Source organism: Scandinavium sp. (genome assembly GCF_032012665.1).
Lineage (GTDB): Bacteria > Pseudomonadota > Gammaproteobacteria > Enterobacterales > Enterobacteriaceae > Scandinavium.
In genome coordinates this window covers 71735-85766 of sequence record NZ_DALZVG010000016.1, presented here as the reverse complement: position 1 = coordinate 85766, position 14032 = coordinate 71735, and the positions used below count along the sequence as shown (strand labels likewise).

Here is a 14032-nt window from a genome sequence, read left to right as displayed (position 1 = left end):
GAAACAAGAGTATGGCCCCGAATCCTTAATAGGTGATCCCGGGTGGGTTCACTTCGGACTGCCCGACGCCCTCACCGTCTTCACCCCAACGGGCCAGAATGCGCTGCACCTCTCCGCGCGCTATACCGCCATTCAGCGCAGTTTGCAGGGCATACACCAGCCCGTTGCCTTTTTTGGTTGTCGTGGCCACAAAGGCTTTTTTCGGGCCAAGGCCGACAACTTTTGTTTTGCCCGTCAACGCCGCTTTATAGGCAGAAACAGACTGCGGCCCGAAGAAAACATCGGCGCGACCCGACTGAATATAGAGATTGCCCGAGGCGTCATCGGTCAGATAGACCGGCAGCGCCGGCTTGCGTCCCGCCTGCTCATTTATGGCATTCCAGCCGAGTAAAATCCGTTCCTGATTGGTGCCGGAGCCGACTATCACTCTCTTCCCGGTGAGATCCGCAGGCCCGTTGACCGCCGTGATTGGGCTATCCGATTTCACCGAAAAGGCCAGGGAATCGACGCGATAGGTGGCGAAATCGAACTTCTCTTTACGCTGTTCCGTCACGGCAATATTGACCAGCGCCACGTCATAGCGTCCTGAAGAAATGCCCAGCGGCCAGTCTTCCCAGGCAGTGGGCACCAGCTTCAGCTTTAGCCCCAGGCTTGCCGCCAGCAGCCTGGCGATATCCGGATCGCTGCCGATACGCGTCCGGTTATCAGTTGCCAGCAGTGCCAGCGGCGGTGAATTCAACGCCGAAATCGCCACCGTCAGCGTGCCCGGTTCAACAAACGCGTAATTCGTCGGGATCTTCGCAATGGCCTGCTCATCCCGCGTGACCGGCAGCGGCTGCTCATTTGCCCTGAGATCTATCTGCCCTTGCGCCAGACCAGCGCCTGCAACGAGCCATCCACCTAACAGCGTCCATTTGATCATGCCAGCACCTTTGATAAGAATTGCCGCGTACGCGGATGCTGCGGGCGGTTAAGTACCGCATCGCTTTCGCCCTGCTCAATGATTTTTCCATCGACCATAAACACCACCTGGTCGGCCACTTCACGGGCGAAGCCAATCTCATGCGTCACCACCACAAGCGTCGTGCCGGAACGGGCGAGCTTTTTGATGACGTCCAGCACTTCTCCCACCAGTTCCGGATCAAGCGCTGATGTTGGCTCATCGAAAAGCATCACACGTGGCCTCAGCGCCAGCGCGCGGGCAATGGCAATGCGCTGCTGCTGGCCGCCGGAAAGGTGTCGCGACCAGGCATCGGCCTTATTCCGTAACCCCACCACATCCAGCAACTCATAGGCACGCTCCGTCGCCTTTTTTTTGCTGAGCTGTCGGTGCGCCAGCGGCGCTTCAATCAGGTTCTCCAGCACCGTCATATGCGGAAACAGGTTAAAGTTCTGGAACACGTAGCCCACGTTTACCCGCTGGCGCAGGATCTCTTTTTCCTTCAGCTCATAGAGCCTGTTGCCCTGACGACGATAGCCGATATAGTCGCCATCAATCTGGATAAACCCCTCATCGACGCGCTCCAGGTGGTTAATGGTGCGCAGCAGCGTCGATTTCCCTGAGCCGGACGGACCTAAAATTACCGTCACCGTGCCGGGCTGAATCTCCAGCGACACGTTATCCAGCGCCTTATGGCGACCAAAATATTTACTGACGCCGGTAATCGAAATATGACCTTCAGGAGAGTTGGGCATGAACAGGCTCCGGGTTTGAAGTGGGCTGGGCGGCAGGCGTGATCGCCCGACCGCGTGCGGCATTGACGGCCGAGCGGCGCTCGCTGCGGGCAAGTGAGCGTTCAACCAGATACTGAATCACGGAGAGAACGCTGGTAATCACCAGATACCAGACCGCCCCGACCATCAGCAGCGGGATCACCTCCTGAGTGCGGTTGTAGATCATCTGGATGGTGTAAAACAGCTCCGGCATCGCCAGCACATAAACCATCGCGGTTCCCTTGGCGAGGCTGATGATTTCGTTAAAACCGGACGGCAGAATGGTTCGTAGCGCCTGCGGCAGGATGATGCGCAGCGTGCGGCGCCAGGCGGGCAGACCCAGCGCGGATGCGGCCTCATACTGGCCGTGATCGACCCCCAGAAATCCGCCGCGAATGATTTCGGCAGTATAGGCACTCTGCACCAGCGTCAGACCCACTACCGCCGTGGAAAACTGTCCGAGCACGTTAATTGTCTGATAGCTCGCCCAGTTAATGCCGGTAAAGGGGATGCCGATGGACAGCGTGTCGTAGAGGTACGAAAAGTTGTACAGCACAATCAGCACGACGATCAGCGGCAGCGAGCGGAAGAGCCAGATATAGGCCCACGCCAGGCCGCTCAACAGCCACGAAGACGAGAGTCGGGCAAGCGCCAGTACGCCGCCAAAAATCACGCTCAGCAGCGTGCCGAGCAGGGTTAACAGCAGCGTCTGCCCCAGCCCCTCCAGAATCACCGGGTCAAAGAACCAGCGGGCAAACACGCCCCATTCCCAGCGTGGGTTAAATGCGACCGACTGAACAACAATCGCCAGAATGAGCAGCGCCACCGCAGCACCCACTATGCGCATCGGGTAGCGTGCGGGCACGACTTGAATGGTTTCGTGATTTTTCATCGTCACTCCTCAGGCGCTTTTGCTGAGCGCGGGAACAGCCAGCGCTTTGGTAAACCGCAGGCGTCCGTCAAACGGCGGACGGCTGTACTCTTCCGGATCCCGACTCAGATCGAACTGCGGCTGGTAGCCCTGGCTGAGATACAAACGAACCGCCTCCGGCTGACGGAACCCGGTTGTCAGGTACATCTGGCCGTAGCCAGCAAGCCAGGCCCGGCGTTCAAGTTCAGCAACCACGCGCCCGGCAAGCCCCTGCTGACGCAGAGTTTTATCGGTCCAGATACGTTTGATTTCCGCCGTCTGGGCGTTCAGCGGTTTATACGCCCCGGTCGCGATGATGACGCCGTCGCGCTCCAGCACGATAAACAGCCCCTGCGGCGCGAGATACCATTCGGTCTGCTCCACTTCGGCATCACGCGAGAAATAGTCGCCGTAGCGCGCGGCATACTCGGCAAACAACCCGCTCAGAATGGGCTGTAACTCTGCATCTTCAGGCGAAACATCACGGAAACGTTCACTCATTGCGGGCTCCTTAATCGCCAAGACCGGCCGGGTTCACTTCAGATTGCGGAATACGTTCCACGCCCTCACCCCAGCGGTTGAGCACTTTGTCGTAATCGCCGTTCTTGATCGCGCCGTTTAGCGCCGTCTGCACAGGTTCTGCCAGACCGCTGCCTTTTTTCAGCGTCACCGCGATGTGTGCCGCCTTCGGCCAGCCGCCGTCCACGCTGCCGACCAGCTTCGTTTTGCCGTTCAGCGCGGCTTTCCATGCTCCGATAACGTTAGGGCCAAAATACGCATCAGCCCGCCCGGACTGCAACGCCAGGGTCTGGGCAGCGTCATCTTTGGTGTAGATCGGGGTAAACGGCTTCAGGCCTTTCTTGATGTTCTCAGCGTTCCACGCCAGCAGAATGGCCTCCTGGTTGGTACCGGATCCGACAATAATGTTCAGCCCGGCGATGTCAGGCGCCGTTTCGATTTTGCTGATGTTGCTCGTTGATTTGACGTAGAAACCGAGGGAATCCTTGCGGTAGGTGGCGAAATCAAACTTCTCTTTACGTTCTTTGGTGACGGTGATGTTGCTGACCGCCGCATCGTATTTGCCGGAGGCCACGCCAAGCGGCCAGTCCTCCCATGATGTCACCACCACGTTCAGCTGTAGCCCAAGACTGTCGGCCACCAGGCGCGCGATATCCACTTCGCTACCGAGGAGGGTTTTGTTGTCATCGGAGAACACCGTCAGCGGCGGCTGATTCAGCCCCGCCACCGCCACGGTGAATTTTCCCGGCACCGCCGGGGTAAATCCTTGCGGCAGCTGCGCAATGGCCGTTGGATTTTTAGCCGTGTTGATTGGCGTCTTATTGGCCTCGACGCTAACCCCGGTACCGTTGATGGTCACATCATTGGCCTGCACCAGCCCGGAAAAAGCCAGCGCAAGCGCCAGCAGCAGCGATGATTTTTGCATGGTGAAGTCCTTTATTATTTTGTAGTGTGTTTAACGAACTGATTCGCGGGTTGCGCAAGCCCCAGGCTTTCGCGCAGCGTGTGGCCGGGATAGTCGTGACGGAATAACCCTCGCGCCTGAAGCTCGGGCACGACCTGGTCTACAAAGCGCGGGAAGGTGTCCGGCGTACCGCCCTGAATAATAAAACCGTCGGCGGCGTGGCTTTCAAACCACGCCTGCAATCCATCGGCTACTTCCTGCGCCGTGCCGGAAAAGCGTGGGCGTGGACTGGCCGCTTCGAGCGCCGCCTGGCGCAGCGTTAAGCCACGCGCCTTTGCGTTACGTTTGATTTCATCGGTCGTGCTGCGAAAGCTGTTTTGCCCCAGATCGCCAAGCTCAGGGAAAGGCGCATCCAACGGATACTGGCTGAAATCGTGATGCTCGAAGTAGCGGCCCAGGTAGTTCAGCGCATCTTCCACCGACACCAGCGCGGCAGTGGTCTGGTACTGACGTTCCACATCGTCGGCATCGTCCCCGACGATCACGCTCACGCCCTGGAAAATATGCAGCTCATCAGCACGGCGCCCGTGCACTTCCAGCTGGCTTTTTACATCCCGATAAAAGGCCTGCGCTTCTTCAAGACTTTCGTGATGGGTAAAAATGGCATCGGCGTGGGTGGCAGCTAATTTTTTTCCGTCATCCGATGCACCCGCCTGAAATATAATTGGCCTGCCCTGCGGCGTGCGGCCGATATTCAGCGGCCCGGCAACCTGGAAAAAATCACCATGATGATCGAGGGTGTGTAATTTTTTCGCATCGAAGAATTGCCCGCTGGTTTTATTACGCACGAAGGCATCCTCTTCCCAGGAATCCCACAGCCCTTTTACTACCTGTAAATATTCATCCGCGATGCGATAGCGCAAAGCGTGATCGGGATGCTGCGCGCGGGAAAAATTCTTCGCGGATCCTTCCAGCGGCGACGTTACCACGTTCCAGCCAGCACGCCCGTTGCTCAGGTGGTCGAGGCTGGCAAACTGACGGGCGGTAATAAACGGCTCGCTATAGGAGGTGGACAGCGTGCCAACCAGGCCCAAATGCTGCGTCACGCTCGCCAGCGCAGATAATACGGTTAGCGGCTCGAAGCGGTTTAAAAAATGCGGAATAGACTTTTCGTTAATATATAAACCGTCGGCAACAAAAATAAAGTCGAGCTTCCCTTCTTCAGCTTTTAATGCCGTCTGCCTGACGAATTCAAAATTAATACTGGCATCTGCCTGCGCCGCCGGATGTCGCCAGGCGGACATATTTCCTGAAGCGCCATGTAATATAGTGCCAAGACGCAGTTGTCGAACTGAAGACATAATAACCCCTTACCCTGCCGGTAAATAAAAAGAACTAAACGTTAAGTAAGGCTTTTTCGGCCAGCCGGGCAAAATAGTGCGCCGCAGGTGCGATGAGCCTTTCGTCCGGGTCAAAGGCCGGATGGTGCAGGCCAGATTCACTGGCGCTACCGATGCTGACAAAAGCACCGGGGATCTGCTGCAGGTAGACGGCAAAATCTTCGCCGCCCATATGCAGATCCGCCGTCGCGGTCTGGTATCCCGCTTCATCTGCTACCGCCAGGGCAAACTCCGCCCATTCAGGGGTGTTCACCAGCGCCGTCGGGCCAGCGTACCAGATGACGTCAATCTGGGCGTTAAACGCGCTGGCAAACCCCGCCGCAATCTCACTGACGCGGGCTTTCACCCGCTGTTGAACATCGGTGCTATGGGTGCGAAGCGTGCCTTCCAGCTCAACGTTTTCCGGCAGCACGTTCCAGGTATTGCCGCCCTGAATGCGGGTCACGCTCAGCACCACCGAATCAAGCGTATTGACCTCGCGGCTGGCTACGCTTTGCAGGATGCCCACCAGCTGGCTGGCAAGCAGGATCGCATCCTTACCTTCATGAGGGCGGGCTGCGTGGGCGCCCTTTCCATGCACCCGCAGTACGAAGCGATCGACGTTGGCGTAGAACGCTCCGCCACGGGTGGCAAAGGCGCCCACCGGCAACCCAGGTTCATTGTGCATACCAAAAATGGCGGAAACCCCTTCCAGCGCACCGGCGCGGATCAGCGTCTTCGCCCCGCCAAAACTCTCTTCGGCCGGCTGAAAAAGAATACGTACTCGCCCCGGCAGTTCAGCTTCTTTGGCCTTCAAAAGCAGCGCTGCGCCGAGCATAACGCTGGTATGAACATCATGTCCGCAGGCGTGCATCACGCCTGGATTTTGCGAACGAAACGCCACGTTAGCCGTTTCTTCTATTGGCAGCGCGTCAATGTCGGCACGCAGCGCAATCACCTTTTCGCCCTTGCCAATCTCGATGACTACGCCGGTTTTCAGGGCATACGGCAGAATGGAAAGCCCGGCGCTTTGCAGCCAGTCGCGAATACGCGCGGTGGTCGCCACTTCCTGTAAAGACAGCTCCGGGAACTGGTGCAGCTCGCGCCGCCAGGCAATCAGCTGTTGTTCGAAACTCATAAGAGCACCTCCGCACGGTTCAGCGCCTGTGCCAGTAAGCGAACGGACGCTAATCGGGCTGCACCTTCAGCAATGGGCGTGTCGATGATGAACTCATCGACCCCATACTCCTGATGCAGCGCATCGAGCTGCGCGCGAACCTGTGAGGCGGTCCCGGCAATCAGCGATGATTCCCGACGCACGATCTCAACCGCCGGGCTACCGGCCTGATGGGCAAAGGCTTCGGCCTGCGGCTTGCTGGCAACGGTCACCCGCTGCCCGTTCGCCAGACGCACGCCCCAGACTTCAACCTGTGCGGCCAGGGCGGCGGCCTGCGCAGCATCCGGCGCAACAATCACCTGAACGGCGACCATCGCATCACGCAGGCTCCGCGCCCGCCAGCGCGATACCACATCCCGCAGCAGTTGCTTATCCCCGTTAAGGTGTGCGGCAAACACGAAATTCCAGTCGAGCTGTGCCGCCAGCTCTGCGCTCTCGAGGCTTGCTCCGAGCAAAAAACCGTCCGGGCGCTGGGGTGGAACCGGCGTCGCCAGTACCGTATCGCTGCTTTCCGCGCGCGTCAGGGACAGCCAGTTATCCAGCTGTGCCAGCTGATCGGCAAAAGTCCCCTTCTCCTCAGCATGTACTCCCTTTTGCAGCGCACGCGTAGAGTGAGGCAAGCCGCCAGGCGCTTTGCCAACGCCTAAATCAACGCGACCCGGAGCCAGTGACGCCAGCAGGTTGAAGTTTTCCGCTACCTTATATGGGCTGTAGTGCTGCAACATGACCCCGCCAGAGCCAATCCGGATACGTTTTGTCTGCCCCAGCAGCCAGCCAATTACCACTTCCGGTGACGGGCTTGCGAGCTGTGAGGTATTGTGATGTTCAGCAATCCACAGGCGATGATAACCCCAGGCCTCTGCCTGCTGTGCCAGCGTTAAGGTCCGCGCCAGCGCCTGCGTGGCAGTTTCACCTTCTGCCAGGGGGCTTTTATCCAGAAGACTGATTCGATAAGACATAGTGCAGACTCGTCATGAGAAACATGTCTGCATTATTAGAAGGGGTTGGCCGCGCTGAGAAACAATTTATTTACATTTGCTCTGCTGAAAATTAACTATCGATCGTCGCGCTAAGCCTAATTTTCGCAATAAAGTCTTCCGTTTCCGCCCGCGTGCGCAGCCGGACAAAAGTGAGTCCGGCAAACTGCGGATCCTGCATATCGGCCAGATACCACAGGCGGTTTTTATGCCAGGTTTTGGGGGCCCAGTGAATGATGGAATCCTGGCTGAAGAAAGAGAGCCGGAAGCTTTCCTGGTTGCCGGTACCTGGCCACAGCGCCTGCCGCGTGCGGTTGTAATTGCCATCAAGCACCCAGCTTTCCGTAGCGCTCAACGCCACATCCAGTCGTGCGAACAGCTCTTCGTCCGGCGTGCCCTGGCCAGTTTTTGCGCCAGTAAAGCCTGTCCATTTCGATATAAGGCGCATTCAGTCGAGCGACCAGACGGCGAGCCAGAGTCGTTTTCCCGACGCCACTGGTGCCAACCACGTTAATTCTCATCATTTCCTCCCGTCATCCAGACAGATTACTCTGGCTGGTCTTTGTCTTTACGCCAGACGGAATGGCGGGAGGGAAGTGAAGGCTAACGTCCGGCGTACTCCTCATCCGTGACTTTTTCAAGCCAGGTGACGGGCGAACCGTTTTCCGCCTCGGCGATGGCAATGTGGGTCATCGCCGTTTGCGAGCTCGCACCGTGCCAGTGCTTCACCCCGGGCGGGATCCACGCAATGTCACCCTGATTCAGCGGCTGCGCCTCCTGGCCCTCTTCCTGTAGCCAGCCGCGCCCCTGCGTCACTATCAGCGTTTGTCCCAGCGGATGGGTGTGCCACGCGGTGCGCGCACCAGGCTCAAAGGTGACGGTTGCCCCACCCACTTTTGCAGGCTCTGTCGCCTGAAACGGCGCATCAATTCTGACGGTTCCGGTAAACCATGCTTCGGGCCCTTTGGCCGACGGCTGAGAGCCGCTACGGATAATTTTCATATCTCCTCCTGTTGATGTATTCAGCGTAGCGCGTAATAGCCGCGAGGAGGTGCGTAATGCTTTTTCCTCCGCTGGCCGAAACGCTGCGTTTACGTTAACCAACTAAAATATCTGCCGATTATTTATGCTTCCCATTTCCGGTTATGCAGCAGATCTGACCACACAAAATGTTGCGACATCGCCCCACGGATTCGGCGTGTAACTTTTGCGTCGCTTCTCATTTGCAGGTAGGATGCTGCGCCATGTTGTGCCTTATCTCTACGTCAGAATGCTGAGAAAAGCAGAACAGTGTGCTGCCACGCAATCGTTTACCGCGGCGGCATTTTTTGGGCCCCGGATTAGGGGTAAAGACAGGTAATCGGGATACAACCATGAACACAAAACACGACAGCGCGGCGGAGCATCACGCAGCGAAACGCCGCTGGCTGAACTCGCATGAGGCGGGTTACAACAAAGCGATGAGCAACCGTCATGTGCAGATGATCGCTATTGGCGGGGCTATCGGGACAGGTCTGTTTTTAGGCGCCGGTGCGCGCCTGCAGATGGCGGGCCCTTCACTCGCCATCGTTTACCTGGTATGCGGCATCTTCTCTTTCTTTATTCTGCGCGCGCTTGGCGAACTGGTGCTTCATCGGCCATCCAGCGGCAGCTTCGTTTCCTACGCCCGTGAATTCCTCGGCGAAAAAGCCGCCTACGTGGCGGGCTGGATGTACTTCGTTAACTGGGCGATGACCGGAATTGTCGACATCACCGCCGTTGCGCTGTACATGCACTACTGGGGTGCGTTTGGCGACGTGCCACAGTGGGTCTTTGCCCTCGGCGCGCTGGCGATTGTCGGCACCATGAACATGATCGGCGTGAAGTGGTTTGCCGAAATGGAATTCTGGTTTGCGCTGCTTAAAGTGCTGGCAATCGTTATATTCCTCGTGGTGGGCACCGTGTTCCTCGGCAGCGGTAAACCGCTGGACGGCGGAACAACCGGCTTCCACTTAATTACCGATAACGGCGGATTCTTCCCGCACGGCCTGCTGCCTGCGCTGGTGCTGGTTCAGGGCGTGGTCTTCGCCTTCGCTTCCATCGAACTGGTCGGGACCGCAGCGGGTGAATGTAAAGATCCGCAGACCATGGTGCCAAAAGCCATCAACAGCGTTATCTGGCGTATCGGTCTGTTCTACGTGGGGTCCGTGGTGCTGTTAGTCCTGCTGCTGCCGTGGAATGCGTACCAGCCAGGGCAAAGCCCGTTCGTTACCTTCTTCACGAAGCTTGGCGTGCCTTACGTCGGCAGCATCATGAACATCGTGGTGCTGACCGCCGCGCTCTCCAGCCTGAACTCCGGCCTTTACAGCACCGGTCGCATTCTGCGCTCGATGTCGATGGGCGGTTCTGCGCCGAAATTCATGTCGAAAATGAGCCGTCAGCACGTGCCGTATGCGGGCATTCTGGCGACGCTTGCGGTGTACGTGGTGGGTGTGTTCCTGAACTATCTGGTGCCTTCTCAGGTCTTTGAGATCGTGCTGAACGTGGCGTCTATCGGCATTATCGCCTCCTGGGCGTTTATCGTCGTGTGCCAGATGCGCCTGCGTAAGTTCATCAAGGAAGGGAAATGTGCCGACGTGAGCTTCAGGCTGCCGGGTGCGCCATTCACCTCGTGGTTGACTCTGCTGTTCCTGCTGGCCGTGCTGGTGCTGATGGCGTTCGACTACCCGAACGGCACTTATACCGTCGCTTCCATTCCGCTACTGGCCGTACTGCTGATTGCTGGCTGGTTTGGCGTACGCAAACGCGTACATGAGATCCACAGCACTGCGCCTGTGCATCCTGATGATGAAAAACAGGATGCGCCGCTGGTTGAGAAGACATCACACTGATTGAGTGCCCGGCGTCACTGCGTTTTCCGGGCCGACAGAATGCACTAATCTGCAGGCCTGATAAGCAAAGTGCTATCAGACACTCAAAAAAAGCCGCTCTTCTGAGCGGCTTTTTCATACCTGAAATCTGTGATTACAGCGTAATGCGAATCACGTCATCCGGCTGGGTGGCTTCTTTCTCGCGGGTTGATTCCTGCTTCACGCTGACGTAGAGCGTTTTGCCATCGGCAGAAAGCGCCAGGCTGTTCGGACGCGGCGGGGTGTCAAAGGTCTTCACCACTTTATCGGTTTTGGTATCCACCACGCTCACTTTCCCTTCCATGCGATGAGTCACATACGCTTCATTGCGCGTTGGGTTAAAGACCACCGCCAGCGATGCCGGCATGGCAATGGTATTCAGCACTTTGCCGTCGCGGTAGTCAACAACCAGCAGCTCCGGCTGTTTGAAATCAGTGATGTACGCGCGATGATTTGTCTTATCCAGCGCGATATTCAGGAACGCATGCTCTTTACCATCGTTCACCAGCTTCTGGCGACTGAGAATGCTGTTGCTTTGGGTGTCGATGGTCACCAGTTCACCCTCGGCGCTCACGGTATACAGACGCTGCGCCTCGTTATCCAGCGCCAGTGCCGTGCTGCGATTGCCGGTGCCGCTGATGGTCGCTTTCAGCTTCAGCGCTGCACCATCAATGACCCACACCACGCTCTCCTTGCCGACGCCGGTGACATAAACGGTGTTCGTTTTGTCGTTTACGGCCAGCTCACGCGGCTGAAGCGGCTTCACCGTTTCGCTACGCTTGCGCGAATCCAGCACCACTCGCCCTTTCAGATCGCCCGTTTTGCCATCAATCGCGGTAACCGTGCCGTTGATTGTGTTGCCAAACCACAGGGTTTGAGTCTGATTATCTACTGTTGCCCCGAACGGTTTCAGATCGCTGTAGATGGTCTGGGTCGCCTCCAGCGTCACCGGATCAAGACGGTACATCACCCCACCTTTATCGGTTTTACGGCTCTGCGAGGTAGCCACCCACAGCGCATTTTCCTGCTGGCTCAGCGCCATTTCGTAAACCCCTTTACCCACAGCTTTGCGCAGCATCTCATCTGCGGCATGGGCGCTGAACGATCCGGCAAGGAGTAAAGAAGACAACAGCAGAGAACGGCGAAAACGCGGCATGGATATTGAACGTAAGGACATGACGACTCCCTTTGAAATCAAAATGATGTACTGCCCGACATGCTTCCTGCTCGCGGCGTCGTGGCACCGCGCTATTTGTTGAGAATAATAATCATTAATTATCAAAAAGGGGAGCGTTAATTCTGCCGCTTCGCCAGTTTTGTGCCATTGTTAAATCAGCATTTAACGTAACGTGCCGTTAAGATTTTCAAATAATTTACAAAGGCATTAACATATTCACAGTTGTTCCATTTGCTTCATTATCAAGAGAATTGCATGAAAATCATTACTGTCCGCAGGGCTGCGCTGTCGGCAATGCTGCTGCCGCTCCTGCCTGCGCACGACGCCACCGCCGCCGACGAGCAAACCATGGTCGTGTCCGCCAGCCCACAGGGCGTGTCAGAGCTGGATACGCCCGCGGCCGTCAGCGTCGTTAACGGTGAGGATATGCGCCACGCCGCTCCGCAGGTCAATCTTTCCGAGTCGCTCAGCAGCGTGCCCGGCCTGCAAATCCAGAACCGCCAGAATTTCGCCCAGGATTTGCAGCTGTCGATTCGCGGCTTTGGTTCCCGGTCGACCTTCGGCGTGCGCGGCATTCGTTTGTACGTCGACGGCATTCCGGCGACCATGCCGGACGGCCAGGGTCAGACTTCTAACATCGACATCACCAGCGTCGATAGCGTGGAAGTGCTGCGCGGCCCGTTCTCTGCCCTGTACGGCAACTCCTCCGGCGGCGTTATGAACGTCACCACGCAAACCGGCCAGCAGCCCACCACCCTTGAGGCGAACAGCTATTACGGCAGCTACGGGACCTGGCGCTACGGTCTGAAGGCCAGCGGTGCCGTTGGCGATGGTAGCCAGGCGGGCGACGTTGATTACACCGTCTCGACTACCCGCTTCGACACGCACGGCTATCGCGACCACAGCGGCGCGCGGAAGAATCTGGCGAACGCCAAACTTGGCGTGCGGATTAACGACGTCAGCAAGCTGACCCTGCTGTTTAACAGCGTGGATATTAAGGCCAACGATGCCGGTGGCCTGAGCTACAGCGAGTGGCGCGCCGACCCGCAGCAGTCGCCGCGAGGCGATCAGTACAACACGCGCAAAACCACCAAACAAACACAGGCAGGCCTGCACTATGAGCGTCAGCTAAGCGCGCAGGATGACCTGAGCGTGATGATGTATGCCGGGGAGCGCCAGACCACGCAGTATCAGTCAATCCCTATGGGACCGCAGCTGAACCCTTCCCATTCCGGCGGCGTTATCGATCTCGACCGCCACTACCAGGGCATCGACACCCGCTGGACTCACCAGGGGGAGTTACTGGTACCGGTGACCTTCACTACCGGGCTGGACTACGAAAACATGAGCGAGAAGCGCAAAGGCTATGAAAACTTTGTGCTCGACAACGGCGTGCCGGACTACGGCCAGCAGGGAGCGATGCGGCGTAACGAACGCAACCTGATGTGGAATCTCGACCCGTATCTGCAAACCCAGTGGCAGCTGACGCCGAAACTGACGCTGGATGCAGGCGTCCGCTACAGCTCGGTGTGGTTCGACTCCAACGATTTCTACGTCACGCCGGGTAACGATAACGACAGCGGCAATGCGAGCTATCACAAATGGCTCCCGGCAGGCTCGCTGAAGTATGCCGTGACCGACGCATGGAACGTTTATGTTTCGGCGGGCCGTGGCTTTGAAACCCCGACCATTAACGAGCTTTCCTATCGCCCGGACAACCAGAGCGGCCTCAACTTTGGTCTGCAGCCGTCCACCAACGAAACGGTGGAAGTGGGCAGCAAAACGCGAATCGGCAACGGCCTGCTGACGGCGGCGCTGTTCCAGACCAACACCGACAACGAAATCGTCGTCGACAGCAGCAGCGGAGGACGCACCAGCTACAAAAATGCCGGGAAAACTCGCCGTCAGGGCGCGGAGCTGTCGCTCGATCAGCAGTTTGGCGAAAGCTGGAAGCTGAAAGCAGCCTGGACCTGGCTCGATGCCACCTACCGCAGCAACGTCTGTGATGACGCCAGCTGCAACGGCAACCGCATTCCGGGCATCGCCCGCAACATGGGCTATGCCTCTTTTGGCTATGAGCCGGAGCTTGGCTGGTATGCGGGCAGCGATATCCGCTATTTGAGCGACATCATGGCCAACGATGAAAATACCGCCAGAGCGCCATCGTGGACGGTCGTCGGGCTGAACACCGGCTATAAATTCGGCGTGGGGAGCTGGAAAATGGACATCTTTGGTCGGGTGGATAATCTGTTCGATCGGGAATACGCCGGCTCGGTGATCGTTAACGAATCCAACGGTCGCTATTACGAACCTGCGCCAGGGCGTAATTACGGTGTGGGTTTATCCATAGCGTATCAGTTCCGGTAAAGGATTGGCGTGCCGGGAGTT

The 14032-nt window shown here is 57.6% G+C and carries 10 protein-coding genes and 2 pseudogenes; 2 read left to right on the top strand and 10 right to left on the bottom strand.

Annotated features, from left to right (window positions below):
* Window positions 1-25: 25 nt before the first annotated feature.
* From RTU33_RS14000 to RTU33_RS13960, 9 genes and pseudogenes are all read right to left on the bottom strand, one after another.
* Window positions 26-922, bottom strand: coding sequence for a transporter substrate-binding domain-containing protein (locus tag RTU33_RS14000; RefSeq protein ID WP_409438250.1), 897 nt, complete (start codon window positions 920-922; stop codon window positions 26-28).
* Window positions 919-1695 carry an amino acid ABC transporter ATP-binding protein gene (locus RTU33_RS13995; RefSeq protein WP_312628125.1) on the bottom strand — a complete coding sequence of 259 codons (777 nt, stop codon included), beginning with the start codon at window positions 1693-1695 and terminating at the stop codon, window positions 919-921. Before RTU33_RS13995 ends, RTU33_RS14000 begins: the two co-directional genes overlap by 4 nt.
* Entirely contained in the window at window positions 1679-2605 is a 927-nt protein-coding gene (locus RTU33_RS13990) for an amino acid ABC transporter permease (protein WP_312628124.1), read from the bottom strand. The genes RTU33_RS13995 and RTU33_RS13990 overlap by 17 nt, the downstream gene beginning before the upstream one ends.
* Window positions 2606-2614: 9 nt before the next feature.
* A complete protein-coding gene (locus tag RTU33_RS13985) occupies window positions 2615-3124 on the bottom strand; it encodes a GNAT family N-acetyltransferase (protein WP_312628123.1) in 510 nt (169 codons plus the stop codon).
* A gap of 10 nt (window positions 3125-3134) precedes the next feature.
* Window positions 3135-5407 (bottom strand): annotated as a pseudogene (locus RTU33_RS13980) (NtaA/DmoA family FMN-dependent monooxygenase).
* 34 nt (window positions 5408-5441) lie between these two features.
* Window positions 5442-6563 carry an amidohydrolase gene (locus RTU33_RS13975; protein WP_312628122.1) on the bottom strand — a complete coding sequence of 374 codons (1122 nt, stop codon included), beginning with the start codon at window positions 6561-6563 and terminating at the stop codon, window positions 5442-5444.
* Window positions 6560-7561 carry an MsnO8 family LLM class oxidoreductase gene (locus RTU33_RS13970; RefSeq protein WP_312628121.1) on the bottom strand — a complete coding sequence of 334 codons (1002 nt, stop codon included), beginning with the start codon at window positions 7559-7561 and terminating at the stop codon, window positions 6560-6562. Before RTU33_RS13970 ends, RTU33_RS13975 begins: the two co-directional genes overlap by 4 nt.
* Window positions 7562-7652: 91 nt before the next feature.
* A pseudogene (locus tag RTU33_RS13965) lies at window positions 7653-8100 on the bottom strand (AAA family ATPase).
* A gap of 82 nt (window positions 8101-8182) precedes the next feature.
* Window positions 8183-8581 carry a cupin domain-containing protein gene (locus RTU33_RS13960; RefSeq protein ID WP_312628120.1) on the bottom strand — a complete coding sequence of 133 codons (399 nt, stop codon included), beginning with the start codon at window positions 8579-8581 and terminating at the stop codon, window positions 8183-8185.
* Between the two features lie 371 nt (window positions 8582-8952).
* On the opposite strand from RTU33_RS13960, the gene ansP reads away from it, so the two are divergent.
* Window positions 8953-10449: an L-asparagine permease gene (gene ansP, locus RTU33_RS13955; protein WP_312628119.1), complete on the top strand. Its 1497-nt coding sequence runs from the start codon at window positions 8953-8955 to the stop codon at window positions 10447-10449.
* Between the two features lie 133 nt (window positions 10450-10582).
* Here the strand turns inward: ansP and RTU33_RS13950 are convergent, their stop codons facing one another.
* The gene (locus tag RTU33_RS13950) at window positions 10583-11644 is read right to left on the bottom strand and encodes a YncE family protein (RefSeq protein WP_312628118.1); all 1062 of its coding nucleotides are present in this window, start codon (window positions 11642-11644) and stop codon (window positions 10583-10585) included.
* 255 nt (window positions 11645-11899) lie between these two features.
* On the opposite strand from RTU33_RS13950, the gene pqqU reads away from it, so the two are divergent.
* Window positions 11900-14011, top strand: coding sequence for a TonB-dependent receptor PqqU (pqqU, locus tag RTU33_RS13945; RefSeq protein ID WP_312628117.1), 2112 nt, complete (start codon window positions 11900-11902; stop codon window positions 14009-14011).
* Window positions 14012-14032: the final 21 nt, after the last annotated feature.